We start from the raw sequence: 24,337 nt of genomic DNA, 5'->3' as shown, positions 1-24,337 counted from the left end.
CGCTCAGGATGACGTTGGGAAGGCCTAGAACCCGGTGTTGGTGGGCTTGGGATAGTACTTGCCGAACTTGCGATACTGGTTGAGCTCGGACTCCATGAGATGCAGCCAGCGCTTGGGGCTCATGTCCTTCGGATTGCGCTGCGGACTGATGCGTCCGGCCTTCTGCAGTCGCACCACCTGCTCCCGGAGCTTCGGATCGACCACGTAGCGGCGCAGCAGATGGTTCGGGATGATCGAGTACAGCACCTCGTCGTCGGCCACGCGCGGGGCCATCGGATGGCCCTCGATCACGTCGGAGACCAGCACTTCCATGGGGTTGATGCCGGCACCCACCACGTAGAAGCTGTTGCGGCCGATGCGCGGATTGACCTCCAGGAAGTAGAACCGGCCGGTATGGGGGTCGCGCTTGACGTCGAAGTTCGCGAATCCGCGGTACGGCATCGATTCGAGGAACCGGCGGGCCGGCTCCAGGATTTCCTTGATCGGCTCGGTGATCATGGCGCACGGGTTACCGAGCGTGGCCGGATGATGCTCCTCGAGCAGCACATGCGCCGAGCACAGCAGCGACACCGTGCCCGTGGTGTCCACATAGGCGGTCACCGAATACATCTGCGTGTCGTCGCCCTCCACCAGCTCCTGCGCCACGAACGTGCCGCGGAAACCGGCCTTGGCAAGCGTGGACCACAGGGCGCTCAGCTGCGACGGGGTGTCGATGCGGTACACCTTCTGGCGGCCTTCGAACAGCAGGTTCTCGTACTGCGAGCTGTCGGCAGGCTTGGCCACGATCGGGAAGCGCAGATCGGCGGGCGTGGGCTGCGGACGCCATTCGGGGGAATCCGCCCCGGAGAAGTCCTCGTAGAACGACTTGGGCACCGGCATGCCCTGCGCGGTGGCGAGGCGCTCGAATTCCTGCTTGTCGCTCACGCGCTCGATCACCTCCAGCGGCGGGATCGGCACCACGTAGTACCGCTCCAGATCGGCGCGGTGCGTGGCCAGCACGTGGATGCGCCAATCGGTGTTGGCGAGCAGCAACAGGCGCCGGCGCGGGTTGCGGGCCTTGAGATCGGCGCCCAGACGCAGCAGCTCGTCGACCAGCGGGCCTTCCTCGTTGGCCTTGTCGAAGGCGTGGCGCGTGATGATCGCCGAATCGCGGATCGCCGAGGGGTTGTAGGCGGTCACCATGATGGGCTTGACGCCGTACGCCTCGTTGAGCTCGCGCGCCATCGCGTACGCTCCCAGATCGCCGCCAAGAATCACCGGTTGGAAAGCCGTCATCTGATTGTTCTCCTTGCATTGCATCGTCAACCCCACCCACTATACGCGGGACCGTCCATTCCGCACAGCCCATATAGCTCCATCCCGGCGCATTCCGCGATACAGTTGGCTTCAGACCGCAACAGCGGGAACCAATGCGACGGACACGGAGGATCATATGACCGAGGCAACTTCGACGGAGCGACTGCGCGAGGCGCTGGCCAACCGCACCGGCACCAGCCCGCGTGACTGGTATCCCGTGTTCAAGGCGCGCTACGGCATGCTGGAGACCTTCTCGGCGTTGAGGAAGGCGCACGGCAGCGGCGTGGTGCGCACGCAGCTGTTCACCTGCTGCACGGCGGTGGACCCGATCATCGTGGCGGGCCTGAAGCCGCGGTACGAGGAAATCGACCCCCGCACGCTGTCAATTGACGCGTCCACCCTGCGCGAAAGCAGGGGAGACGCGCCCACGCGCGCGGTGATGCTCCAGCACACCTTCGGCATCATCGACAACGCAGCCGATCTGCATCTGGCCGAGGCGACACGCAAACTGCCCGGCGCGCTGCTGGTGGAGGATTGCGCGCACTGCGTGGCCCGCATGTCCCGCGCCGATGACGGCAGCCCGCGTGCGGACGTGTCCGTGCATTCCTTCGGCGTGGAGAAGATCCTGCCCACGCGCTTCGGCGGCGCGATCTGGGTCAACCCCCGTCTTACCGAGACCGATCCGGCCGTGGACACGGAACTGCGCGGCCGGCTGGAGGCGCTGCCCCGGCCGGACAGGCGGCTGGATGCGATCACGCGCGCCTACATCAACGAGAACCGCGTGTTCTCCCGTCTGGGATCGCTCGGTGGCAATATGCGCCGCGGCTTCACGGGCATCGGGCTGTACGAGCCGCCGATCGCCGACGTGGAACGGGCCGGCGGATTGGCCTACGCCTCCATGAAGCCCACGGAGTGGATCGAACGCAAGGCGACCGAGGCGATCAGCGCGCTGAGCTCCAACGAGAACGGACGCCGGCATGTGGTGGCCATCTACCGCGAGCGTCTGGGGGATGTGGCGGACCGGCTCGGCATCCCCGCCGGCGCGATGACCGGCCGTCCACAGCCGCTGCTGCGGTTCCCGCTGTTCATGGACACCACGGAACGGGCCGAGCAGGTGCTTGGGGCCGTGCGCGAGGCCGGTGGATACGCCGAGCGCTGGTACCGCCCCGAGCTGTTCCCGGGTGTGACCGATCCGGCCCGCTACGGGGTGGACGGCGACGTGCATGCGCGGCTGGAAACCACCGGCCGTCTGGTGGCCGGAGCCGTCTGCCTGCCCACCGAACTGAGCGAGCGGACGGCCCATGCCGTGGCCGACGCCGTATTGCGCTCGTTGTGAAAAACGGCGTGAAAACGGTTCCTACCGGATCCTGTCCTTGACGGTCTTGGCTACCTGCAGGGACTTGTAGAACACCTTCTTGATCGGGATGTCGTGTCCGGCGGCCACTTCGGTGACCTCCTCGGTGAACTTGGTCTTGAATTCGTTGAGTCCCATGAGGCTGGGCGCGAAGTCGGAGCCGATGCCCATGAGATCGTAGCGCTTGAGCCCCTGCGAACCCAGGATGCAGCACTCGTCGTACAGCAGCTTGTCCGTGACGTGCAGGCGCATCACGTCGTTGCGCATGCCGGCGTAATAGCGCACGGCCAGATCGCCGTTCACGGTCACGATCGACCAGGCGACCACGCGGCCCTCGATGCGGGCGGCGAACACGCGGCAGTGGTCGGCGCCCAGCGCCGCGATCATATCCGAATAATCGGTGATCGGAGCGGGCGTGAAGCCGTCGCGCTTGCCGGTCTCCACCATCACGTCGTAGTATTCGGCGAAATCGACGATCGCCTGAGCGGTCTCGTCCGCGCACTCGGCCGGGCATTCGCGCAGGGCCTTGCGCACATCGCGGCGGCCACGGCGCTTCATGCGGGCGAGGATCTCGTCGTCGCCGCCGGTGATGTCGATCACCACGGTGCGGTCGTACGGCACGGTGGACAGCGCGCGCTCGTAGCCGTCCTCGAACCAGGTGTCCAGACGCAGGAACGCCACGTTGTGGTCGCGCTTCTTCACCTCGGCGGCGATCGCGTCGATCACCTCATGCTCGGCGGCCGCATCCGCGGGCTTGTTCACCCACGTGGGGCCGTGCATCGAACGCAGATAGTGGTAGCCGTGCGTGTCCATGTCGATGAGCGAGCAGAATGCCAGCACCTCGGCGCCCCGCTTGATGCGGAAGGCGCCCCACGGCGTGCGTCCGGGAATCTCCGCCTGGAAATCGGCCCAGACCTTGGTCTGCTCGATCGGCAGGGTGATGCCCAGTCCGGCCGCCTCGCGCTCAAGGTCCGGCAGATCGATGGATTCGATGGTGATCATGCGATGTGTTCCTTTGTCACTTTCACTTCTGGTTCAGTCCGAACAGGCGCTCGATGACGTGATCGTCGCCCTCGTACGGCACATGGCGGTTGCGGTCCTTGATCCACCGCTCGTTGCCCTTGCCGATGAGCAGCAGCACGTTGAAGCGGTCGGCATGGGCGCGGGCGTCGTACACCGCGTTCGTGATGGCGGTGCCACGGTCGGAGATGACCGTGGACGTCACGTTCGGGTCGGTGATGTAGCCCTGCATTTCCATGCAGATGTCGATGAACGGCTCGGTGTTCGTGTCCTCCGCGGTGAAGACGAAGTTCGCGATGCGGTGCTCGGCCGCCTCCACGATCTCCTTGCGGCGATCCACCGCCTTGTTGCCGGCGGAACCGGTGACCAGCGTGATGCGCGGATCCCGCTTGCCGTAGCGCTCGTACACGAAGTCGATCAGGGCGGTCACGGACGCGAAGTTGTGCGCGTAGTCCACGATGGCGATGGTGTTCGACTGCGGATCCTCGAAACGTTCCATGCGGCCTGCGATGGTGATCGGCTCGATCGCGTGCAGGGCAGTGGCGTCATCCAGCGGGACGCCCGCCGCATGCGCGATGGCGATGGCCGCCGCCGCGTTCGCGTAGTTGAAGTCGCCATCCAGCGCGAGGCGGAATGCGCCCAGTTCGGCGCCGTCCGAGGCAAGATCGTACGCGCTGTGGTCGGCGTTGGCGGGCCATGCGATGACGTCCGCCGGAGTGCCCTCGTCGCGGCCGGCGTTGTGCAGCGCGAAGGTGGTGACCGGCACATTCGCGGCGGCCGCATCCTCGCGGATCAGATCCGCGTGCGCGCAGTCGGCGCCCAGCACCAGCGTCCTGCTGTTGGCCGTGATCCGGCGCTTGCAGTTGAGATAGTCCTCGAAGGTGGGGTGCTCGATGGGGCTGATGTGGTCGGGCGAGATGTTGAGGAACGCGCCCACGTCGAAGGTGAGGCCGTACACGCGGTCCACCTTGTAGGCCTGCGAGGAGACCTCCATGACCAAGTATTTCATGCCGTTGTTCGCGGCCTCGCGCATCATGCGGAAGGCGTCCAGCGATTCGGGGGTGGTCAGATCGGATTCCTTGTACGTGTGGCCGTCCAAGCAGTTGTCCACGGAGGAGAACAGCGCGGCCCGGCCTTCCGATGCGGCGTTGAGGATGGCCTGCGTGAAGTAGGCGGTGGTGGTCTTGCCCTTGGTGCCGGTGATGCCGACCACGGTCAGCTCGTCCTGCGGTCGGCCGAAGAAGGCGGCGGACAGCAGGCTCATGGCCTTGCGCGCGTCGTCCACGATCAGGCCCGGCGCCTTGGTGGCGTCGGAGAGATCGGTCTCGGCCACATAGGCCGCGAGGCCCTTGGCGTCCACGCCGTCGAGATATGCGGCCTTGAAGTTGCCCTTGCAGAACAGCAGCGAGCCCTTCTCCACCGTGCGGGTGTCGTAGGTGACGTCCGCGAACGGGACATCCGATCCCTCCACGCGCGCGGGGTCCAGGGTCCACGCGTCGCCGTGGATGATCTCGCGCAGCAGATGATGCGCCCTGAGCAGTTCGGCCGCCGAGGCCAGGGTCAAAGCCATGTCGTTCCTTTCCGATCGATTCGTGTTCATTGTAGGGCCGTCCGGCGCTTCTTCCGCCACGCGGTTCGGGCCGTCAGAGCCAGTCGCCGTGGATGGGCGCGCGGCCCCGGGAGGAGAGCCAATCGTTGAAGGAGTCGCGCCAATCGACGTATGCGGCGCGCTGCCATGCCATGAGATCGCCCAGCGCGAGGTGTCCCACCTGCGGGTACAGCGTGCTCATCGGGGCGATCAGGTCCACGGCGGCGATCGTGTCCGCCGTCGCATCGTGGAAATCGCCGTGCGGCTCCACGCCGTAGTAGAACGTGGTGTCCGTCAGGGTGCGCTTGCCCTTGCGGCGTGAAACCTTGCGGTCGATCACCAGCGGGTCCACCACAAGCAGCGGCATGGGGGAGACCCCCTCGGCCGCCTGGCGCTCATCCAGCGTGGCTAGCTTCCATCGGGTCACATCGCCGTTGAGCATGGCCAGATCGAAAGGGGCGTTGTAGGCGAGCAGCGGGATGCGGCGGGCCTGGGCGGCGGCGATCAGCGCGGCGATCTCGTCGATCGCCTCGGTGGGCTCCGCGCCGTGCTCGGCCAGGAATTCGTCGGTGAACCCGTTGACCTCGCTGGCGCGCGGGTTCATGGGGCGATGGGGGTTCACGATCCATGTGGCGATCACATCGCCGTCGTACCCCTTGGACGGGTCGCGCAACACCAGCGTGGCGGACACGATCGCATCCCTGCCCGCCGCGATGCCCGTCGTCTCCGTGTCGAAGCCCAGCAGCATGGAATCGGCCAGCGTGGTGGATTCGTCCTGGGGTGCGATCGCCTCGATCGCTTTCATCAGCTCGTCATTCATAATCCTCCACCATAGCCAGTCGGCTAGAATACGGTCTGTGACTGAAAGCATGGAAGACAAACGACGCCGATTCGAGGCCCTTGCCATGCCCGTCGTCGATGCGCTGTACCGGCAGGCCATGAAGCTGACCAACAATCCGGACAACGCCCAGGACCTGGTGCAGGACACCTTCGAGCGCGCGTTCAAGGCCTTCGATTCGTTCCAGGAGGGCAGCAACTTCGAGGCGTGGATGACCACGATCGAGCGCAACGCCTACTTCAACCAGTATGCCAAGGACAAGCGCAGGCCGCAGCGGGCCAACGACGAGACCGGTGAGTATGACGACTGGGACATCTACGATGCGGCCGAGCATTCGAGCGAGGGGCTCAAATCCGCCGAGCAGGAGTATCTGGACGCCTTCGCGCCGGAGGAGATCCTCGCCGCGCTCAACAAGCTCAGCCCCGAGCGCCGTCAGGTGTTCATCGACGCGGCGATCGACGGCAAGTCGTACCAGCAGGTGGCCGACGAGCAGCATGTGAAGATCGGCACGGTGATGAGCCGGCTCAACCGCGCGCGCACCCAGCTCAAGCGCGAGCTCGCATCCTATGCGGCGGCTCGGGGCTATGTGACGGATACGGCGGGGAAGGGCCCGCACACCGGTTCGCGCGCTGGGGCCCGCGCGGGTTCGGGCACTGGTTCGCCCACGGCGAATCATTCCACAGGCGAAACCGCGGCCGGGACTTCCGAAAACCCCCATAATGGAGGGGAAGAGCGAAAGGAGCAGGCATGAACGACGATTGTCAGTCCCGCGTGTCGATTACGCGGACCACGTCGGTGAGCACCGTCAGTGACGACGGCATGACCCGTACCGAAATACATGTGACGCAGGTGTGCAGGGGGCCGGTGGATTCCGCCGTGCCCGCCGTCGCGTCCGCCGCGGCCGTCGCGCAATCGGACACCAAGACGCATGCGGCGCACGACGTTGCATCCGGCGATTGCGGCTGCGGCTGCTTTGATGTGGATGCCAGTTGCGACGAGCGGGAGAAGGCCATGATCGCGGCCCTGCGCGCGTATCTGCGCCCCGATCAGGCCCCCGAATGCCTGATGGCGAAGCTGAACGCCGTGCTGGACCGCTGCTGCGGGCAGTGAGGCCTGCAGCCGGCGCGGCTGACGGCAGGCGTTTCCGACAAAAGAAAAAACCCGCATTGCTCGCCTGTGGCGAGATGCGGGTTTTGTTATTCTGCCGTTGTTACAGCGGCAAAGGATCAGGTGTTGGGCCGCTTGCCGTGGTTGGCGGCCTTCTTGCGGCGATCCCTGCGCTTGCGTCCGCGCATGCCCATGATGGACTCCTTTACTGGATTTTGAATAAGCCTACGGAATTATGGCACAACCCGTCGATTTCGGCAACTCAGGCCTGCGTTGCGTTGATGAACAGCTTGGTGACGCTGGTCTCGCCGGGCTTGACCACGATCAGCTGGTTGCCGGTGTTGAACGCGTTCGCGTACGCGGTCTGCGGCTCGATCGCCGTGCCGGCCGGGTGCTTGAACGCCGGGAAGCCGGTGCCGGTGCACATCTGGAAGGACGTGATGGTCTCGTCGCCGCCCACATGCACGGTCAGGCCGTCCGGGCGCTCGAACGTGGCGAACACGCGCCCGTCCGCATCATGATGCACATCGGTCCACGCGTCGTCGAACGGCTGGTCCACCAGCAGGCGCGGCTCGCGGAAGTCGTACTTCGTGCCCTCCACCGGCTCGGTGCCGGTCGGGATGAGGTTGCCGTCCACGGTCACGTGCGTGTCCGCCGGGATGGTGACCCGGCACTTGGCGTTGTGCCCGTCGATCTCGTCGCCGTAGCCCTTTTCACCGTTGGACAGCCACGGGTGGATCGCCAGCGCCCACGGCAGGTTCTCGCCGCCGTTGTTGTAGGCCTCCACGGTCACCGTCAGCCCGTCGGGGCCCAGCTCGTGCGTGGCCGTGACGATCAGGTCGAAGGGGTAGCCCAGCAGGAACGGCACGCGCCAGGACTGGGTCACGGACGTTTCGGTGAGGGACTCAAGCTTCCAGTAGGAGCGGTAGCCGTAGCCGTGGATGGCGGTGTTGCGATCGTGCTCGTCGATCGGCAGCGTGTAGGTCCTGCCCTCGAACGTGTACTCGCCGCCCTCGATGCGGTTGGGGAACGGGACCAGCAGCTGGCCGTGGCAGCAGGTGACCGGGTCGTCGGGACCCAGCGGCACCGTCACGTCCTTGCCCTGATAGGTGAGCTTGCGCAGCGTGGCGCCCAGTTCGGTGACGACGGCCTTGTAGTCGCCGTACGCGATGGAGTATTGCTGGCCGGTGCGCGGCGGGATGTTCTTCGCAACCATGTGGCACTTCCTTTGTGACAGAGGCGATGTTACCGCTCCCACTATAGCGTCCGCATGGCCGTTATGGGGGATGCCGGCGTGGGTGGTGGAATGCAGGTGTCATTCGAGTATGTGCACGGATGTGGTATTATTAACCACATCAGTAAACAAACAAGGAGGTTTCCATGGATACGGCAATGACTTCCACCGCGACTGCGTCTCCTGCTGTGGCTCAGGCGGCTGTGGCTCCGGCAACTGAATCCAAGGCCATTCGCGCCAGCAAGGAGGTGATCGCGCAGGCGTCCCAGGTGGCGGAATCGTACGGGCTCACGCTTGCCGCGGCCACGCGCGCATTCTGGACGCAGATGGCGCGCACCGGCATCATCCCGCTCAGCTTCGAGGCGGAGCGTCCCAACGAGGAGAGTCGCGAGGCCATTCGCGAGACGCAGGAGATCATCAGGAATGGTGGTCCTGCGTATGCCAACCTTGATGAGATGTACAAGGATTTGGGGTTGTGATCATGCTCAGGCCTTCTCCCACTTCAAAGTTCAAGCGAGATCTCAAGCGGCTGCGCAAGCGCCACATGGACATAGCTCCACTTGACGAGGTCATGCGGCTCATTTTGGACAACTCCGCCGCATCCATAGAGGAGCTGAAACGCAGGCACAACATGCACACGCTGAGCGGGGAATGGATGGGGTCCAACGAGTGCCATGTGGCCAACGCCGGCGATTGGCTGCTCATCTGGTGCGTCGCGGGGGAACTGGCCATCTTCCAGCGCACCGGGTCGCACGACGAGCTGTTCGGCTGAAAGCGGGATCCTTTAGGCGTCAGGCCGGCCGAGGCGGCCGTCATGGCATACTGGGAAGCGATTTGCATCGCGGACATGGGAGGAGTGGCTTATGACGGGCATCGGCGACGGGGGCAAGCGCATCGTGCTGGCGGATCCGCGCGGGTTCTGCGCCGGCGTCGACCGCGCCATCCTCACCGTGCAGACCATTCTGAAGGCGGCCGATCGTGGTGCCGCGGCGGGCGACGGGGGATTGCCTCCGGTGTACGTGCGACGGCAGATCGTGCACAACAAGCATGTGGTGGAGGATCTGGCCAAACAGGGCGCCGTGTTCGTGGAGGAGCTTTCGGAGGTGCCTGACGAGGCCGTGGCGGCCGGTGTGCCCGTGGTGTTCTCCGCGCATGGCGTCTCCCCGACGGTGAAGGGCGAGGCCGCGGCCCGCGGCATGCATGTGGTGGACGCCACATGCCCGCTGGTGAGCAAGGTGCATCGCGAGGTGCTGCGCTTTGTGAAGGAGGGGTATGAGATCATCTACATCGGCCATCGCGGGCACGATGAGGCCGTGGGCGTGGTGGGGGAGGCCCCCGATCATGTGCACCTGATCGAACATGCGTCGGATGTGGACGGGTTGGATTTCAGCGAGGACACTAAATTGGTGCTGCTCACCCAGACCACGCTCAGCGTCGATGAGACCGCGGACACCATCGCCGCGCTCAAGGATCGCTTTCCGTGGATCGCCATGCCGCCGAACTCGGACATCTGCTACGCCACCTCGAACCGGCAGGCGGCGGTCAAGCTCGTGGCCGAGCAGTCCGACTGCGTGGTGATCGTCGGATCGGCCAACTCCTCCAACTCGGTGCGTCTGGTCGAGGTGGCGCAGGAGGGTCTGGGATCGCGCGGTGTGGCCCATCGGGTGGATGACGCCGGCGATCTGGACGATTCCTGGTTCGATGGCGTTCAGGCCGTGGGCATATCCTCCGGAGCCTCGGTTCCGGACGAACTGGTGGGTGGCGTGATCGACGCGCTGCAGGCCATGGGATACACCGGCATGCACGCGGTGGAGACGATCAAGGAGAATATGCATTTTGTATTACCTGCGGAGCTTCGCTCCCGCAGGTAATCGTCGCGCCCGTAAGGGTTTTCCGTCATCCTGAGTGGAGCGCGGAGCGCGGAATCGAAGGATCCTTAACTTCCCCGCACAAATCTTCCCGCACAAATCTCCGTCGAATTGCAAGTTCTGCCAGCAACCTGTCCCGCTTTCCGGTTTGCTGGCAGAACTTGCATCTGAGAGCCCCCAGCGGCCCGCTAAGATACAGGATCTGCCAGTAAACCGGAAAGACGAACGACTTGCTGGCAGATTCAGCAAGTCGGGTCTGGCCGAGCATCGTAGGGGGCATTCCGCAGCGGCCTTGGCCAATGCGCACGGGTTAAGGATCCTTCGCTTTGCTCAGGATGACAGCAGGTGACTCCGATGCCCCTATAGTTTGTCAAGTGGTTTTGTCGGGGTGTCGCCGATGGCGTGGAGGCCGTCGAAGCAACGGCGCTCGAGCCCGGGAGGGAACCTCTTGCCCGTCTCGATCGCGCTGATCCTCGAGGACGCCACGGCGGGGACCTCGCCGAGGTGCTGCTGGCTGGCGCCCAGTGGCCGGGATCAAACCTCTCTCCGGAAGGTGGACCGGCGCGTGACCGGGTGTGCGTTGTGACCGGGGGGCGTGACATGGCGTGCCCATTCCCGGTCACGGGGATTTTAAAATGGCTTTATTCCAACGATTCCGGCACCCCGTGACCGGGCGTGCCCACACCGTGTCACGCACCCGGTCACGCCGCACGCCGTGTCACGCCCCCGGTCACACGCCGGGTCACGCCGGATCCCGGAACCGGCCCGATCCGCCCGGTCTGCCCAGTTCTCGTCTAGTTCGTCTAATTCGCCGCGCATACTGGGCAGATCGGGCAGATCGGGCCTCTCGCCGCGCAAACTGGGCGGATCCTGCCGTCTGGAGGCCGAAAACCGGTCGCAGAAGACCGGATCTGCCCAGTTTGCGAATTCAGTATTCCGATTTGCCCAGTTTGTGGGTGGGCCAGTGTGGTATGCATGCGCAGGCTCTTTACGTCCGGGGTGCGGCGATGACCCACGTCATCCTGAACAAAGCGCGCAGTTGAAGGATCCTTAACTTTGTGCACGAATCAAGGATCCTTCGACTCCGCCCTGATGGGCTTTGCTCAGGATGACGGGCTGCTCAGGATGACCGGAGTCGCCCTACCAGGTGCCGATCGGCGCGGCCACCGCGTCCAGTACCTTGAGCAGGTCGTTCGGGTTCACGCCCACGGAAAAACCGCGTTTGCCGCCGGACAGCAGGATCTTGTCGAACTTGAGGGCGCTGTCGTCGAGCACGGTCTTGTGATGCACCTTCTGGCCGAGCGGCGAGATCCCGCCGACCACATAGCCCGATTCGCGCATCGCCACCTTCGGGTCGGCCATGGCGGCCTTCTTCGCGCCCACGGCGGCGGCGAGGGCCTTCAGATCCATATGCCCGCTCACTGGCACCACGCCCACCACGCGCTCGGAGCCCGTGTCCGCCATCAGCGTCTTGAACACCTGATGCTCGTCGAAGCCGAGCTTCTTGGCGGCCTCCACGCCATAGCCGTCGTCCATGTGATCGTTGGAGTGCTCGTATTCGTAGGTCTCGAACGGCACGCCCGCCTGCTCAAGCTGGAGCGTGGCCGGCGTGGACCCCTTGCCCTTCGCGTTCTTGGTTTTCTTGCTCATAGTGACAGTTCTACCGCGGCGCCCGGAACATGGTCATGCGCCGCTCGCATACGAAAATCCCCCGACCGGAGCGATCCGATCGGGGGATTTTCAACACCTAGTTACGTGTAACTACGCGCGAGGCTGCCGGGGAAGCTCAGTCCTCGGAGATCTCGGCGAAGTACAGCAGGGTACGGATCATGTTGCAGGTGAAGCCGTACTCGTTGTCGTAGAAGGTGACCGTGCGGGCCAGGGTCACGCCGTCAACGGTGTTGACGTCGGTCTGGGTCGGATCGAAGACACCGCCGTGGGTGTCGCCGATGATGTCGGAGGAGACGATCTCGTCAGCGTTGTAGCCGAAGTACTCGGTGTTGGAGAAGGCCTCCTTGAAGGCCTCGTTGATCTCTTCCTTGGTGGTGTTCTTCTCGAGCACGGTGGTCAGCTCGGTCACGGAGCCATCCGGGACCTGGATGCGCTGGGCGTGGCCCTGCAGCTTGCCGTTGACCTCCGGGACGACCTTGCCGATGGCCTTGGCGGCACCGGTGGAGTGCGCGATGGTGTTGATCGCGGCGGCGCGGTTGTTGCGGGCCTTCGGGAAGCGCGGGCCATCCAGGATCATCTGGGTGCCGGTGTAGGCGTGGATGGTGGTCATGAAGCCGGCCTTGATGCCGAACTTGTCGTTCAGCAGCTTGACCATGGCGGCCATGGAGTTGGTGGTGCAGGAGCCGGCGGACACGATCACGTCGGTCGGCTTCAGGGTCTCGTGGTTGACGCCGAAGACGATGGTCGGGGTGGTGTCATCCTTGGCCGGGGCGGAGATCAGGACCTTCTTGGCGCCGGCGTTGATGTGAGCCTGGGACTTCTCGGCGGAGGTGTAGAAGCCGGTGCACTCGAGCACGTACTCGACACCGTCGTTCTTGACCCACGGGATGTTGTTGGCGTCCTTCTCCGCGTAGACCTTGTACTCCTTGCCATCAACCACGATGGCGTCGTCGGTGGAGGTGACCTCGACCGGAGTGCCGTCGTCGTGACGGAAGGTGCCGTGGGTGCTGTCGTACTTCAGCAGGTAGGCCAGCATGGAGGGGGTGGTCAGATCGTTGATGGCGGCGACTTCGATATCGCCGGCCTGGCCGCCGCGAGCCTGAAGCTCGAAGATGCGACGGAAGGCAAGACGACCAATGCGACCAAAGCCGTTGATACCAATCTTAACTGTCATGTAATTCTCCCTTTAGTGGGGTGGCCGTGGCACGCTATGGCGCCGGGCCATTGTTTACCAACAGCATTTACTCTAATGCGCCGCCTGTACTTACGGCAACGTTGTCTGACATGTTTTCCGCGGGTGTTCAACAGCACGTGTGTGAGCGTTCACTTCGTCGCCGCACGCTGTCCCCGTGCCGGGGCCGGCCGTCCCGTCACTCACGGGCCTGCGGGGCGAGTATCGAGGAGATTTCGGTGCTGAGCGGGCCCAGATCGCCTTCGAAATCATGGAATCGCGTCACTTCGGGAGCCGGCGCTTCGGCGGGGAAGGTAATTACCAGTGTGCCGCTGCGCACGCTGATGGCCGAGGGTACGCCGGGCAGGAACTCGTTGCTCACGCCCTGCACCACGGTGTTGGTGAGCTCGCCGTGCTCCAGCTGGTATTTGAGACCGGGCTCGTTCACATCGTGGGATGCGTCCGAATGGGAGAACACCGAAACCATGCGTCCCGGTTCCACGTCGTTGGCCGGGAAGGCGAGTTCGCCGTCGGTGATCGCGGTGATCACCGTGCCGTCGCCGTGCAGGAAGCCGATGCCCCCGTGCGTGGCGAGCAACGCCATGAGCTGGATGTTGGCGATCGTGTGGTCCACGCGCCCGCCCAGTCCGCCGTAGATGTGGAAGGTGCGGGCCCCATGCAGCCAGCCGATCTTCAGCGCTGAGAGCATGTCCGGATCGTCCTTCTGTGGCGGCAGGGCGATCGTGCGCTCTCCGGCGGCCGGCCGCGCGCCCCGGAGCGAATCGAAATCGCCGATCACCAGATCCGGGGCCACCCCCAGCGCGCGGGCATGGTCCAGACCTCCGTCCGCGGCGATCACCAGGGCCCCGTCCGGCACGACGGGGGTATTGAGCAGGCCGGGGTAGTATTCGCCGGCCCCGAAGATCACGCAGGTTTCCTTGGCTAAGACACTCATGGAATCCACTGTACGTGGATTGCCGCGACTACTTCGTCTTCCGGGGGCGGATTTCGGACCTTTCGCGAAGCCATTTGGCCTTCCGAGGGCATGTCGGAATGGCTCAAAGACTGAATTCCGTCCCTGATGCAGGGGAATCGGGCCGCAAATGCAGGGTATTCGGGCCGCGAATGCCGGTTGACGAGCTGGTCGGCTGCCCTAGGAAGGCCGAATGGCTTCGCGCAAACCGGACAATCCGCCCTCTCAAGGCCGAATGCTGGTAGGCTCCCGGATAGATACGGCGAACGGCACGGCGAAGGCCCGATTTGCGGGCGGAGAGGCAGATCAGTCATGGCGAAGGCGGCGGAGCGGACGAAGGACCGTCCCATCCTCAACTCGAAGATCTTCCTCTACATCACCGAGTTCTTCTCCGGCATGGCCGTGATGGCCGCGGAGCTGGGGGCCTCGCGCCTGCTGGCCCCATATTTCTCCAGCTCGCAGATCGTATGGACCATCATCATCGGCACGATCATGATCGCCCTGGCGCTCGGCGCGGTGTTCGGCGGCCGGTGGGCGGACCGCGATCCCGATCCGGACCGGCTGTACCGCCGCATCCTCATCGCCGCCGCATGGATCGCGCTCATCCCGCTGGTGGGCAAGTACCTGATCATCGCCATCTCCGGTCTGCTGATCGTCACGGTGTCCACGAACTTCCTGGTCGTGGCCGCATTCGTCTCCTGCATGATCATCTTCGTGCCGCCGCTGTTCCTGCTGGGCACCGTCACGCCCGGCCTCAACAAGTTCGCCACCGACTCCCTGGACACCAATGCCAGCGTGGTGGGCCGCCTGTCCGCGTGCAACACCATCGGTTCGATCCTGGGCACCTTCCTGCCCACCTTCGTTACCATCCCGGCCGTGGGCACCTTCGTGACCTTCCTTATTTTCTCCGGCGTGCTCATGGCCATCCCGATCGTCTACTTCGTCGCCGCGCGCACCAGGCTCGTGGCCTCGGCGGTCAGCGTCGTCGCGTTCGTGGTCTCCGCCGTGGCCTCGCCGATGAGCGGCTTCGCGTTCTGGGAATCCAACCTGGCCTACGAGGGCGAGTCGATCTACAACTACCTGCAGGTCAAGAACCTCTCCGACCGCACGATCCTGTCCACCAACGTGCTGTTCGGCGTGCAGTCGGTGAGCATGAAGGACCGGGGGCTCACGGGCATGTACTACGACACCGCCCTGGCCGCGCCGGCGCTCGCCGACCGGGCCGATTCCGCGCTGATCCTGGGCATGGGCACCGGCACGTACGCCCGTCAGCTGAGGCGCTACTACCCGGGCATGGAGGTCACGGGCGTGGAGATCGACTCGAAGATCACCGCGCTCGCGGGGGAGTACTTCGATCAGCCCGCGGACATCCCGGTCACCACGTACGACGGCCGCGCGTGGCTGGCCGCCGACCGCAACACCTACGACGTGATCATGGTCGATGCGTATCAGGACATCACGATCCCGTTCCAGATGAGCTCCACCGAGTTCTTCAAGCTGGTCCGTCGCCACCTCAATCCCGGCGGCGTGATGGTGGTCAACATGAACATGATCTCCGACGGCGAGGGTTCGATCAACGAGGCGCTGTCCGACACGATCGCCTCAGTGTTCGGCGCCTCCAACATGCTCACCGCCGATGTGCCGAACGCCACGAACCGCGAGCTGTTCGCCAAGGCGGCGGACGACGGGTCTCCTTTGGCGGATGCGGCGCGCGGCGATCTGGTCGCGAACACGGCCGCCCGCAGCGGCGACGGCGAGCTGGAGCGGTACATGAACGGCGTGTCGTCCCGACTGCGCGAGGTGGAGGAACCAGGCGTTGATGCGACGATCCTCACCGACGACAAGGCGCCGGTGGAGGTGCTGGGCATGCGCGCGATCGACCGGCTGATCGCCGAGCAGGCCGGCCCGTACCGCGAGATCCTGCGCACCGAGGGCATCGGCGGGCTCATGCGGGCCGTGCAGTGAGAGCAACGGTGCGGTGACGGCAACCGATGGCACGTGGATGAGCATCGGCCGATGACGGGACTACGGTGGCGCGCATGGGCATTTGGCAATTCGTCTTCCTGATCCTCGCCGGCATGGCCGCCGGCTTCGTGGGCTACAGCGTGGGTCTCGCCTCGCTGGTGTCGTTCCCCGCAACGCTGGCGGTGGGCGTGCCGCCGGTGATGAGCTCGGCCACCAACACGGCCGGCAATGTGGGCGTCACGATCGGCGGCTGTCTGGGCGCGCGGCCGGAATTGCGCGCGCGCAGGCAGCTGGCGATCATCTACGCCTGCCTGGGCTTGGCGGGCGGTGTGATCGGGGCGATCCTGCTGCTCAAGCTGCCGGCGAAGCTGTTCGAGTATTCGGTGCCGCCGTTCATCGCGATCAGCGCGCTGCTGATTCTGATCAGGCCGAAGAAGGGCGCGGAACCGGCGAGGGACGGCGAGGCCCCGGGCGTTCCGGCGAAACGCGATCCCGGTCGAAATCCCCTGCTGCTCGCCGCGCTGTCGCTGCTGTCCGTGTACTCGGGATACTTCGGCGCGGGGGCCGGGACCGCCACGCTGGCCGTGCTCAGCGTGGGCAAGGTAGGGCCGTATGCGCAGATCAACGCGCTGAAGACCATCGGCAGCGGATGCGGCAACATCTCCGCCACCATCGTGTTCATGGCGACGGGCATGATCCACTGGCCGGCCATGATCGCCCTGTTCATCGGCTCGACGATCGGCTCTAGGCTGGCGCCCGCGGTGGTGCGCCGCGTGCCGGAGGGCGTGATGCGGACGATCGCGTGCGTGGCCGGGCTGGTGCTGTCGGTGTATCTGGGCATCCGATACTACGGCTGATGGATTGCGGACGGCGAATCGATCGTCGCATGTTCCGATCGACGCGTGCGCGACACGCGGGAATCAGGGGTTGTGCTACACTATGCAAGGCTTGAGAAATCAAGAAAGCGGATATTCCCACCTAGAAGCCTTTTATGGCTTCGGGTTCAAGGCAACAGCCTGTCGCGGCTCGTCCACGAATGGAGCGAACCGCGCAACGATCTTTTCACGCTTTTTGCGCGAACGCGATCGGAAGCAAATCGGCGCCCCTTGCGGCGCACATTTCGGCATGCCTCGAACGCAGGATGGGGACTGACGCGACGAAGGCATTGAGGAATGGAGTCATCATCAGCGACGAACCACGGATTAACGACGAGATTCGCGTCTCCCAAGTACGCCTGATCGGCCCGAACGGCGAGCAGGTGGGAGTCATCGCAACCTCGGTCGCGCTGAACCTGGCCAAGGAGGCGAATCTCGACTTGGTCGAGGTTGCGCCGAATGCGAAGCCTCCGGTCGCCAAGCTCATCGACTACGGCAAGTTCAAGTACAACGAGAAGATCAAGGCTCGTGAGGCTCGCCGCAACCAGAGCACGGCGGAGATCAAGGAGATTCGCTTCCGTCTGAAGATCGACGAGCATGACTTCGATGTGAAGAAGGGCCATGTGGTCCGGTTCCTGACCGGCGGAGACAAGGTCAAGGTCACCATCATGCTGCGTGGCCGCGAGCAGTCCCGTCCGATCGGCGGCGTGGAGCTGCTCCAGCGCCTTGCCGACGAGGTCGGTGAGTACGGCACCATCGAGTCCGCGCCTAAGCAGGAGGGCCGCAACATCATCATGACGCTTGCGCCCAAGGGCAAGAAGGTGCACACCCAGTCCGAGCAGCGTCGTCGCGGCGACCAGTCCCGCGCCGAGCGCCAGGCCCGTCAGGCCGCGCGCTTGGCGGCCAAGCAGGAGGCCAAGGCTCAGGCCGCGGCCGAAGTCCAGGCGTCCGTCAAGCAGACTTCCGCAACGAAGAACACAACCAAGGAGGGCAGCAATGCCGAAGATGAAGAGTAATTCCGCCGCTTCCAAGCGCGTCCGCGTCACTGGTTCCGGCAAGCTGATGCACGTCGGTAGCGCCATGCGCCACAACCTGGAGCACAAGTCCGCCCGCAAGCGTCGCGCCCTGTCGGCCGACTCCGTGGTGGCCACGCCCCAGAGCAAGAACCTGAAGGCCATGCTCCAGAAGTGAGCACTGCTCGCAATCGGTAAGACATTTTAGAAAGCTGAGGAAATAGATTATGGCACGTGTCAAGCGCGCAGTAAATGCCCACAAGAAGCGTCGCGTCGTTCTGGATAGGGCCTCCGGCTACCGCGGCCAGCGCTCCCGCCTGTACCGCAAGGCCAAGGAGCAGCTGCTCCACTCCTTTAACTACAACTTCCGCGACCGCAAGGCTCGCAAGGGCGATTTCCGCAAGCTGTGGATCCAGCGCATCAACGCTGCCGTCCGCGCCGAGGGCATCACCTACAACCGCTTCATCCAGGGCCTGCGTCTGGCCGGCATCGAGCTGGACCGCCGCGCTCTCGCCGAGCTGGCCGTCTCCGATCCCGAGGCCTTCAAGGCCATCGTGGAGGCCGCCAAGGCCGCTCTGCCGGAGGACGTCAACGCTCCGGTCGAGGCCTGAGACCCGCCTGATTCGGTTTTGAACTGATACAAGAAAACCCCGCCATCGAGCGGGGTTTTCTTGTATTCGCGGTGTGCGGTGTTTTCGCGGCGGTGTTTTCGCCGCTGTGCGCGCGGATGATTCGGGGCGCTTAGTTCTCTGCGCGTCCGGCCCGCCAATACCCCATGAACGCGGCTCTGCGGCGGTCCAGACCGTGGTCGCGCAGCAGCACGCGGCGGATGTCCCGCACCACGGCGGCCTCGCCTGCCACCCATGCGTAGAAGCCGTCGGAACCGGTGGCCAGCTTGGGCAGCTGACCGGCTGTGGGCACGCCTTCGCCCGGCGTCTCCCAGAGCAGCTCACGGTCGATGTCGGCCTCGGTGAAGTCGGAGGGTGAGGGCGCGGCGGGACCTGTGGCGGTGCCCGTTTTGCGCCATCGGGTCGTGAACAGCTGCGGATGGCTGGATGCCCATCCGCGCACCTGCTCCACCAGATCCGCTCCGCGTTCGCGGCCGTCGCGTGGCATCCACAGGATCGTGCTGCGGCCGTCCGGCAGACCGGTCATGGGCCAATGGTCCTCGCGCGCGGGCGTCTCGACGAACGCGGTCACCCGTCCCGGCCAGCCGGCCCTGGCCAGCGAATCGACGATGCCGCCGATCGCCGGAGCCGCGGTCTCATCGCCCACCAGCAGCACCTGCGAGGCGATGCCCGGGTGGAAATCGATGCCGCCGCCGTACGTGCTCGACCGTGCGTCCGGGGCCACCAGCACCACGGTGTTGCCGGGCTGCGCATTGGCCGCGAAGGTGCCCGCCGGACCGGCCGGGGCGTGCAGGGCGAAGTCGATGATCACGCGGCCATCGGCGGTGACGTCGCGCAGGGTGTACGTGCGGATCGGATTGCGCTGGTTGACGGGCAGCGAACGCCACACGTCCCACCATGTGCCCTGCGTGCGGCATTCCTCGCTCAACAGCGGGGAATGCTCCCACTGGGGGTCGTCGGCCAGCGGCAGCAGCAGCTTGATGCGCTGGTCGTAGCCGGTGTTCGCCACATGGTGCAGCTCCGGGCCGGTGAAGGTGATGCGCATGACGTGCGGGGCGAGTCGCTCCGCGGTCTCCACGCGCGCGATGAACGGGGTGAATGGGGGATGGGATTGGGGTTTGGCCATGATCGGTCCTTACGTTGGGTAGGGGTGTGGTTTCTGTCATTCTGAGCACTGAGCCGTTAAGCGGACAGCCCGGCGGGCTGTCCGTAGGCGAAGGGAGCCGCCGCCAAGGCGGCGACGGTTCGGCGTAGCCGGACACAGTGGAGCCGAAGGATCCTTGGCCTTCCGCACTATGACTATGTGCGAAATGACGAAGGATCCTTCGACTCCGCCCTATCGGGCTTTGCTCAGGATGACGGGGGACGGTCACCGTGGCACTTGCTCAGGATGACGTGAGCGGGAGCGGGATCTAGGCGCTCCGGTGCCGCGCAAGCGAATGCCGGGCGTCTGGGATCATGAACGGCAGCCCGGTGTCCGGATCGGTGACGATCCGCGCCTCGGTGTTGAACACATCGGCCACCATCCGCTCGCTGATCACCTCGGCGGGCGTGCCGTAGTAGGCCTGTTCGCCGTCCTTGAGAGCGAGGATCCAATCGGTGTAGCGCGCGGCCTGGTTGAGGTCGTGCAGCACCATGACGATCGTGGTGCCCTCGCGGGCGTTGAGCTCGCTCAACAGATCGAGCACTTCGATCTGGTAGGCGATGTCCAGATACGTGGTGGGCTCGTCGAGCAGCAGGATGTCGGTCTGCTGGGCCAGCGCGAGGGCGATCCACGCGCGCTGCCGCTGGCCTCCGGACACCTCGTCGATCGGCCGCTCGGCCAGATCGGCCAGTCCGGTGACCTCCAGCGCATGCGCCACGGCCAGCTCGTCGGCCTCGGTGAACGATCCGGTCAGCTTCTGGTACGGATGACGTCCGCGCGCCACAAGGTCAGCGATCGTGATACCCTCGGGCGCGATGGGCGACTGCGGCAACAGTCCCAGGATCCGGGCCACCTGCTTGGTGGGCATGGTGTTGATGGCCTTGCCGTCGAGCAGCACCGACCCGCTGGCCGGCCTGAGCAGGCGGGCGAGCGCCTTGAGCAGCGTGGATTTGCCGCAGCCGTTGGCGCCGATGATTGCGCCGATGCGTCCCTGTGGGATGTCCAGGCTCAGGTCCTCGATCACCGTGCGATGCTCGTAGGCAAGACGGATATGATCGGCCCACAGGGAATGCGCGGTGGGGGAGACGGCGGTGGAAATCTGGGTCATATGAGGGTCTGCTTTCTGGACAACCGGATCAGGAGGATGATGAGCACCGGTCCGCCGATCACGCTGGTGACGACGCCGACCGGCAATTGCGTGGGCGGGATGTGCTGCGCCACGATGTCCGACAGCAGCACGATCGACGCGCCCACCAATCCGGAGGCGGCCAGCGGCGGTTTGGAGGGGCCGGCCGCCCACGAGGCGATCGGCCCGGAGAGGAAGGCCACGAAGGCGATCGGTCCGCTGGCCGCCGTGGCGGAGGACAGGAGCAGCACGGCCAGCACGATCACCGCGGTCTGCACGGCGTTCGTGCGCACGCCCAGCGATCGGGCCATCGGGTCGCCCAGACGCAGCACGTCGATCTGCCCCACGAGCAGCATGAGCGGCACCGCGGTCACGATCAGGATGGCGGCCAGCTGGGGCACATCGGTCCAGTCGGAGGAGGCGAGGCTGCCGGTGAGCCATCGGGATGCGGCCTGGATGTCCCACTGGTCGCCGCGGATGAGCACCCACGAGGTGGCGGCGTTGAGCGCTGCGGACAGGCCGATGCCCATGAGGATCAGCCGGCTGGGTGCGATCGTGCCCTTCCAGGACAATCCGGATGTGACGAGCGCGGTGATCAGGCCGCCGGCCATGGCGAGGGCGGACAGGGGCAGGCCGGACCATTTGAGCAGGATGATGCCCACCACGGCCGCCAGATTCGCGCCCGACGTGATGCCGATGATGTCCGGGCTGGCCATGGTGTTGCGCAGCATCTGCTGGAAGCATACGCCGGCCATGCCGAACGCGAGGCCGCACAGGGTGCCCACGATCACGCGGGGCAGGCGCAGCTCGCCGATGATGAAGGTCGCGCCGGGCACATCCTGGCCCATCACCACGCGGGCCACATCGTCCAGCGCATAGAATTTGCGCCCGTAGGCGAGGTCGATCACGAACAGCGCGGCCGTCAGCGCGACCAGGACGATCAGCGCGATGGCCCTGCGGCGGGCGGCGCGGGCTCGGGTGCGGCGGAGGCCCGTCAGCGCGGCGGAGGCGGCGGAAATGCTGGAAGCCGTTGCCATATCACACCTCCGGCATGGAACGTCGGCGGACCAGCGCGATGAACACGGGCGCGCCGATCAGCGCGGTCACGATGCCCACTTCCACGTCGTCCGGGCGGGAGACCACACGGCCGATCACATCGGAGGCGACCAGCAGCAGCGGTCCGATCAGCGCGCTCATGGCGAGGATCCGGCGGTAGTCGGCACCCACGATCAGACGGGCCGCGTGGGGGACCACCAGGCCGACGAAGCCGATCGGGCCGGCCAGCGCGGTCGAGGTGGCGGACAGCAGCACCGCGCCCGACCATGCCATCATGCGCGCGCGGTTCACGTCCACGCCTAGCCCCGCGGCCATCTGATCGCCCAAAGCCAGCGCGTTGAGCTGACGGGCGCTGAGGGCCGCGACCGCGAACCCCACGGCCATGAGGGGCAGCACCGGGGCCATGAGCTCGAATCGGCCTCCGGAGACGCCGCCCACTTGCCAGAATCGGTAGGTGCTGATCACGTCCGTGCGCGGCAGGGTGATCGCCGAGGTCAGGGAGCTCAGCACGGATCCGATCACGGCGCCGGCGAGCGTGAACTTGAGCGGGGACGGACCGGACCGACCGATCGAGCCGACCGCCCAGACCGCCATGGCCGTCAGGGCCCCGCCCGCCAGCGCGACGATCATGTACTGCGCCGGGGTGGACAGCCCCACGAAGGCGATCGAGCAGACGATGGCGAACGCGGCTCCGGAATTGAGGCCCAGGATCGTCGGATCGGCCAGCGGATTGCGCATGACGCCCTGCATGAGCGCGCCGGAGACGGCCAGCGCCGCGCCCACGAGGATGGCGAGCACCGTGCGCGGCACCCTCAGGCGGATCGCGTCGCTGGCGATGTCCGTCACCTCGGGGTGTGCGAAGGCGTTGACGATCTGCCCGAACGTGACGACGCGCGAGCCGAACGCCACGGACAGCAGGCAGGATGCGGCGAGCGCCGCGACGAGGACCACCGTGAGGACGGCGGTTTTCGTCGCGGCGCTCGTGCGCGGCTGCCGCTGCGTATTGGATTGCGAGAGCGAAGCCATTGCGGGGAACCTGCGGTTTGTCCGGCCTACTTGACCTTCGCGGCCGCCTCGCCGAGCATCTTCGCGTACTCGGCGGCGGTGGCGGGGATGGACAGGGCGGTGGGGCTCAGCGCGTTGGCCATCTCGGTGGAGGTGTCGATCACCACGACCGAACCGTTGGCCACGGCCGGGATCTTGGACAGCAGCGGGTCCTTCTGGATCGCGTCGAGCAGATCGGGGGTGCCGTAGGTGACGATCACGTCGATGTCCGCGTACTGGTCGGCATTCTCGGAGGAGACGTCGGCGTAGAAGGTGCTGGCGTTCTCGGAGATCTTCTTGACCGAATCGGGCGTCTCGAAGCCGAAGTCGTTGAGGAACTGGGCGCGGGTGTCCAGCGTGTTGTAGAGGGAGAAGGAGGACAGCTTGGAGGCATCCATATAGAGCACGGCTGCGGTCTTGCCCTTGATGTCCGGGTACTTGGCGGCCTCGGAGGCGATGGTGTTCTCCAGATCGGAGATGAGCTGCTTGCCCTCGTCCTCCTTGCCCACGGCCTGGGCCACGACCTCGATCTCGTCGCGCCACGGCTCGCTCCAGGCGGCCTTGATCTGCGGGACGGTGGGGGCGATCTTGCTCAGGGTCTTGTACTGGTCCTCGGTCACGCCGGAGTAGGGCCCGATGATCAGGTCCGGCTCCGCGGCGGCGATCGCCTCGGCGTCGATGTCGTCGGACTCGTCGTGCAGGGTGGGCATCTGGTCGGCGGACAGGTTCATCTTGTCCAGCGCGTCCTTGGTCCACGGCAGGAAGCCATCGACGGTCTTGCCGAAGGTGCCGTTGTCCTTGAGCGTCACCGGGGCGATGCCCAGGGCCACGAGCGCGTCGTCGGCGCCCCAGCCGATCGCGGCCACGCGCTTGGGCTGCGACTGGATGGTGGTTTCGCCCAGAGCGTGCTTGATGGTCACGGGGAATGCGCCGTCCGCGCTCTGGGAGGCGGAGTTGTTGCCGGACGTGGCGGTGGTTGCGGCGTTCTGGGAGCCGCAGGCGGACATGCCGATCACCGTGAGCGCGGCGAGCGCGGTGGCGGTGAGGCGGCGGCTGATCGTGGCGAGACGCGAAGCGGTCATGGATTTCCTCTCTATCTGCGATGTTTTGCTGTGCTCGGTGTTTCTCAAACCGGGAACACAGCATAGGGAGAAATCTCCGTCCGCAACAGTCTTGTTTTTTCCCGTCCCAAGTGGTATAAGGCGCTGGCGTTTTGAGCGGAGCGTGGTCTGCCTCCGGTCATCCTGAGCACTGAGCCGTTAAGCGGACAGCCCGGTGGGCTGTCCGTAGGTAGGCCGAGCCGTGAAGCGAACGCCGGCGGCGTTCGCAGGCGAGGGCGAACGACAGTGAGCAAATACAACCGCG

The 24,337-nt window shown here is 65.5% G+C and carries 25 protein-coding genes; 11 read left to right on the top strand and 14 right to left on the bottom strand.

All coding sequences use genetic code 11. From position 1 onward, the window contains the following. Window positions 1-24: 24 nt before the first annotated feature. The gene (locus tag EMO90_RS10805) at window positions 25-1,275 is read right to left on the bottom strand and encodes a carboxylate--amine ligase (protein WP_150353724.1); all 1,251 of its coding nucleotides are present in this window, start codon (window positions 1,273-1,275) and stop codon (window positions 25-27) included. 157 nt (window positions 1,276-1,432) lie between these two features. Between EMO90_RS10805 and EMO90_RS10800 the strand changes: the two genes are divergently transcribed. Continuing rightward, window positions 1,433-2,632 (top strand): DegT/DnrJ/EryC1/StrS family aminotransferase, encoded by a 1,200-nt coding sequence (locus EMO90_RS10800; RefSeq protein WP_150353723.1) that lies wholly within the window; start codon window positions 1,433-1,435, stop codon window positions 2,630-2,632. Between the two features lie 21 nt (window positions 2,633-2,653). Here the strand turns inward: EMO90_RS10800 and EMO90_RS10795 are convergent, their stop codons facing one another. The 3 genes from EMO90_RS10795 to EMO90_RS10785 form a co-directional block, all read right to left on the bottom strand. Continuing rightward, complete coding sequence (locus tag EMO90_RS10795) at window positions 2,654-3,652, bottom strand: lipid II:glycine glycyltransferase FemX (RefSeq protein WP_150353722.1); 999 nt, start codon at window positions 3,650-3,652, stop codon at window positions 2,654-2,656. 22 nt (window positions 3,653-3,674) lie between these two features. Continuing rightward, window positions 3,675-5,240 carry a UDP-N-acetylmuramoyl-L-alanyl-D-glutamate--2,6-diaminopimelate ligase gene (locus tag EMO90_RS10790; protein WP_150353721.1) on the bottom strand — a complete coding sequence of 522 codons (1,566 nt, stop codon included), beginning with the start codon at window positions 5,238-5,240 and terminating at the stop codon, window positions 3,675-3,677. A 73-nt stretch (window positions 5,241-5,313) separates the two neighbouring features. Further along, window positions 5,314-6,078, bottom strand: a complete 765-nt coding sequence (locus EMO90_RS10785) for an exonuclease domain-containing protein (protein WP_150353720.1) — start codon at window positions 6,076-6,078, stop codon at window positions 5,314-5,316. Between the two features lie 49 nt (window positions 6,079-6,127). Between EMO90_RS10785 and EMO90_RS10780 the strand changes: the two genes are divergently transcribed. Continuing rightward, on the top strand, window positions 6,128-6,847 hold the full coding sequence (locus EMO90_RS10780; protein WP_150353761.1) for a sigma-70 family RNA polymerase sigma factor: 720 nt from the start codon (window positions 6,128-6,130) through the stop codon (window positions 6,845-6,847). Further along, window positions 6,844-7,206, top strand: coding sequence for a hypothetical protein (locus tag EMO90_RS10775; RefSeq protein ID WP_223849711.1), 363 nt, complete (start codon window positions 6,844-6,846; stop codon window positions 7,204-7,206). Before EMO90_RS10780 ends, EMO90_RS10775 begins: the two co-directional genes overlap by 4 nt. A gap of 116 nt (window positions 7,207-7,322) precedes the next feature. On the opposite strand, the gene EMO90_RS12755 is transcribed toward EMO90_RS10775, so the two are convergent. Further along, window positions 7,323-7,397 carry a 50S ribosomal protein bL37 gene (locus EMO90_RS12755; protein ID WP_099327425.1) on the bottom strand — a complete coding sequence of 25 codons (75 nt, stop codon included), beginning with the start codon at window positions 7,395-7,397 and terminating at the stop codon, window positions 7,323-7,325. A gap of 68 nt (window positions 7,398-7,465) precedes the next feature. After that, entirely contained in the window at window positions 7,466-8,419 is a 954-nt protein-coding gene (locus EMO90_RS10770; RefSeq protein WP_150353719.1) for an aldose 1-epimerase family protein, read from the bottom strand. Between the two features lie 164 nt (window positions 8,420-8,583). Here EMO90_RS10770 and EMO90_RS10765 point away from each other — a divergent pair, with 164 nt between their 5' ends. The 3 genes from EMO90_RS10765 (at window position 8,584) to EMO90_RS10755 (ending at window position 10,308) form a co-directional block, all read left to right on the top strand. After that, entirely contained in the window at window positions 8,584-8,916 is a 333-nt protein-coding gene (locus EMO90_RS10765) for a type II toxin-antitoxin system RelB/DinJ family antitoxin (RefSeq protein WP_223849710.1), read from the top strand. A gap of 2 nt (window positions 8,917-8,918) precedes the next feature. Beyond that, window positions 8,919-9,209, top strand: coding sequence for a type II toxin-antitoxin system RelE/ParE family toxin (locus tag EMO90_RS10760; RefSeq protein ID WP_150353718.1), 291 nt, complete (start codon window positions 8,919-8,921; stop codon window positions 9,207-9,209). 91 nt (window positions 9,210-9,300) lie between these two features. Continuing rightward, window positions 9,301-10,308 (top strand): 4-hydroxy-3-methylbut-2-enyl diphosphate reductase, encoded by a 1,008-nt coding sequence (locus EMO90_RS10755; protein WP_150353717.1) that lies wholly within the window; start codon window positions 9,301-9,303, stop codon window positions 10,306-10,308. Window positions 10,309-11,445: 1,137 nt separating this feature from the next. Here the strand turns inward: EMO90_RS10755 and ybaK are convergent. The 3 genes from ybaK to EMO90_RS10740 form a co-directional block, all read right to left on the bottom strand. Beyond that, window positions 11,446-11,955, bottom strand: a complete 510-nt coding sequence (gene ybaK / locus EMO90_RS10750) for a Cys-tRNA(Pro) deacylase (RefSeq protein ID WP_150353716.1) — start codon at window positions 11,953-11,955, stop codon at window positions 11,446-11,448. Window positions 11,956-12,091: 136 nt separating this feature from the next. After that, window positions 12,092-13,150: a type I glyceraldehyde-3-phosphate dehydrogenase gene (gene gap, locus EMO90_RS10745; protein ID WP_150353715.1), complete on the bottom strand. Its 1,059-nt coding sequence runs from the start codon at window positions 13,148-13,150 to the stop codon at window positions 12,092-12,094. A gap of 196 nt (window positions 13,151-13,346) precedes the next feature. Next, complete coding sequence (locus tag EMO90_RS10740) at window positions 13,347-14,102, bottom strand: thiamine diphosphokinase (protein WP_150353714.1); 756 nt, start codon at window positions 14,100-14,102, stop codon at window positions 13,347-13,349. A 330-nt stretch (window positions 14,103-14,432) separates the two neighbouring features. Here EMO90_RS10740 and EMO90_RS10735 point away from each other — a divergent pair, with 330 nt between their 5' ends. The 5 genes from EMO90_RS10735 to rplT all read left to right on the top strand — a co-directional run bounded on the left by EMO90_RS10735 (window position 14,433) and on the right by rplT (window position 18,584). Further along, window positions 14,433-16,085 carry a spermidine synthase gene (locus EMO90_RS10735; protein WP_223849709.1) on the top strand — a complete coding sequence of 551 codons (1,653 nt, stop codon included), beginning with the start codon at window positions 14,433-14,435 and terminating at the stop codon, window positions 16,083-16,085. A gap of 74 nt (window positions 16,086-16,159) precedes the next feature. Beyond that, the gene (locus EMO90_RS10730; RefSeq protein WP_150353713.1) at window positions 16,160-16,942 is read left to right on the top strand and encodes a sulfite exporter TauE/SafE family protein; all 783 of its coding nucleotides are present in this window, start codon (window positions 16,160-16,162) and stop codon (window positions 16,940-16,942) included. Window positions 16,943-17,250: 308 nt separating this feature from the next. Further along, window positions 17,251-17,976 (top strand): translation initiation factor IF-3, encoded by a 726-nt coding sequence (gene infC, locus EMO90_RS10725; RefSeq protein WP_150353712.1) that lies wholly within the window; start codon window positions 17,251-17,253, stop codon window positions 17,974-17,976. After that, on the top strand, window positions 17,957-18,151 hold the full coding sequence (rpmI, locus tag EMO90_RS10720; RefSeq protein WP_150353711.1) for a 50S ribosomal protein L35: 195 nt from the start codon (window positions 17,957-17,959) through the stop codon (window positions 18,149-18,151). The genes infC and rpmI overlap by 20 nt, the downstream gene beginning before the upstream one ends. 49 nt (window positions 18,152-18,200) lie before the next feature. Beyond that, a complete protein-coding gene (gene rplT / locus EMO90_RS10715; protein ID WP_150353710.1) occupies window positions 18,201-18,584 on the top strand; it encodes a 50S ribosomal protein L20 in 384 nt (127 codons plus the stop codon). Between the two features lie 130 nt (window positions 18,585-18,714). Here the strand turns inward: rplT and EMO90_RS10710 are convergent, their stop codons facing one another. From EMO90_RS10710 to EMO90_RS10690, 5 genes are all read right to left on the bottom strand, one after another. Next, complete coding sequence (locus EMO90_RS10710) at window positions 18,715-19,728, bottom strand: siderophore-interacting protein (protein ID WP_150353709.1); 1,014 nt, start codon at window positions 19,726-19,728, stop codon at window positions 18,715-18,717. Between the two features lie 286 nt (window positions 19,729-20,014). Beyond that, entirely contained in the window at window positions 20,015-20,854 is an 840-nt protein-coding gene (locus tag EMO90_RS10705) for an ABC transporter ATP-binding protein (RefSeq protein ID WP_150353708.1), read from the bottom strand. Then, window positions 20,851-21,909, bottom strand: a complete 1,059-nt coding sequence (locus EMO90_RS10700; protein WP_150353707.1) for a FecCD family ABC transporter permease — start codon at window positions 21,907-21,909, stop codon at window positions 20,851-20,853. Before EMO90_RS10700 ends, EMO90_RS10705 begins: the two co-directional genes overlap by 4 nt. A gap of 1 nt (window position 21,910) precedes the next feature. Beyond that, window positions 21,911-22,954 (bottom strand): FecCD family ABC transporter permease, encoded by a 1,044-nt coding sequence (locus EMO90_RS10695; protein WP_150353706.1) that lies wholly within the window; start codon window positions 22,952-22,954, stop codon window positions 21,911-21,913. Window positions 22,955-22,980: 26 nt separating this feature from the next. After that, window positions 22,981-24,054 (bottom strand): iron-siderophore ABC transporter substrate-binding protein, encoded by a 1,074-nt coding sequence (locus EMO90_RS10690; RefSeq protein WP_150353705.1) that lies wholly within the window; start codon window positions 24,052-24,054, stop codon window positions 22,981-22,983. Window positions 24,055-24,337 lie beyond the last annotated feature (283 nt).

This window comes from Bifidobacterium vespertilionis, from assembly GCF_008698145.1.
Classification (GTDB): Bacteria; Actinomycetota; Actinomycetes; order Actinomycetales; family Bifidobacteriaceae; genus Bifidobacterium; species Bifidobacterium vespertilionis.
This window is presented reverse-complemented; position numbering and strand designations above follow the sequence as displayed.

Bases quoted from the DNA above. Each gene is read 5' to 3' on its own strand.
- EMO90_RS10805 (WP_150353724.1), bottom strand. From the start codon at position 1,275: ATGACGGCTTTCCAACCGGTGATTCTTGGCGGCGATCTGGGAGCGTAC.
- EMO90_RS10800 (WP_150353723.1), top strand. From the start codon at position 1,433: ATGACCGAGGCAACTTCGACGGAGCGACTGCGCGAGGCGCTGGCCAAC.
- EMO90_RS10795 (WP_150353722.1), bottom strand. From the start codon at position 3,652: ATGATCACCATCGAATCCATCGATCTGCCGGACCTTGAGCGCGAGGCG.
- EMO90_RS10790 (WP_150353721.1), bottom strand. From the start codon at position 5,240: ATGGCTTTGACCCTGGCCTCGGCGGCCGAACTGCTCAGGGCGCATCAT.
- EMO90_RS10785 (WP_150353720.1), bottom strand. From the start codon at position 6,078: ATGAATGACGAGCTGATGAAAGCGATCGAGGCGATCGCACCCCAGGAC.
- EMO90_RS10780 (WP_150353761.1), top strand. From the start codon at position 6,128: ATGGAAGACAAACGACGCCGATTCGAGGCCCTTGCCATGCCCGTCGTC.
- EMO90_RS10775 (WP_223849711.1), top strand. From the start codon at position 6,844: ATGAACGACGATTGTCAGTCCCGCGTGTCGATTACGCGGACCACGTCG.
- EMO90_RS10770 (WP_150353719.1), bottom strand. From the start codon at position 8,419: ATGGTTGCGAAGAACATCCCGCCGCGCACCGGCCAGCAATACTCCATC.
- EMO90_RS10765 (WP_223849710.1), top strand. From the start codon at position 8,584: ATGGATACGGCAATGACTTCCACCGCGACTGCGTCTCCTGCTGTGGCT.
- EMO90_RS10760 (WP_150353718.1), top strand. From the start codon at position 8,919: ATGCTCAGGCCTTCTCCCACTTCAAAGTTCAAGCGAGATCTCAAGCGG.
- EMO90_RS10755 (WP_150353717.1), top strand. From the start codon at position 9,301: ATGACGGGCATCGGCGACGGGGGCAAGCGCATCGTGCTGGCGGATCCG.
- ybaK (WP_150353716.1), bottom strand. From the start codon at position 11,955: ATGAGCAAGAAAACCAAGAACGCGAAGGGCAAGGGGTCCACGCCGGCC.
- gap (WP_150353715.1), bottom strand. From the start codon at position 13,150: ATGACAGTTAAGATTGGTATCAACGGCTTTGGTCGCATTGGTCGTCTT.
- EMO90_RS10740 (WP_150353714.1), bottom strand. From the start codon at position 14,102: ATGAGTGTCTTAGCCAAGGAAACCTGCGTGATCTTCGGGGCCGGCGAA.
- EMO90_RS10735 (WP_223849709.1), top strand. From the start codon at position 14,433: ATGGCGAAGGCGGCGGAGCGGACGAAGGACCGTCCCATCCTCAACTCG.
- EMO90_RS10730 (WP_150353713.1), top strand. From the start codon at position 16,160: ATGGGCATTTGGCAATTCGTCTTCCTGATCCTCGCCGGCATGGCCGCC.
- rpmI (WP_150353711.1), top strand. From the start codon at position 17,957: ATGCCGAAGATGAAGAGTAATTCCGCCGCTTCCAAGCGCGTCCGCGTC.
- rplT (WP_150353710.1), top strand. From the start codon at position 18,201: ATGGCACGTGTCAAGCGCGCAGTAAATGCCCACAAGAAGCGTCGCGTC.
- EMO90_RS10710 (WP_150353709.1), bottom strand. From the start codon at position 19,728: ATGGCCAAACCCCAATCCCATCCCCCATTCACCCCGTTCATCGCGCGC.
- EMO90_RS10705 (WP_150353708.1), bottom strand. From the start codon at position 20,854: ATGACCCAGATTTCCACCGCCGTCTCCCCCACCGCGCATTCCCTGTGG.
- EMO90_RS10700 (WP_150353707.1), bottom strand. From the start codon at position 21,909: ATGGCAACGGCTTCCAGCATTTCCGCCGCCTCCGCCGCGCTGACGGGC.
- EMO90_RS10695 (WP_150353706.1), bottom strand. From the start codon at position 22,954: ATGGCTTCGCTCTCGCAATCCAATACGCAGCGGCAGCCGCGCACGAGC.
- EMO90_RS10690 (WP_150353705.1), bottom strand. From the start codon at position 24,054: ATGACCGCTTCGCGTCTCGCCACGATCAGCCGCCGCCTCACCGCCACC.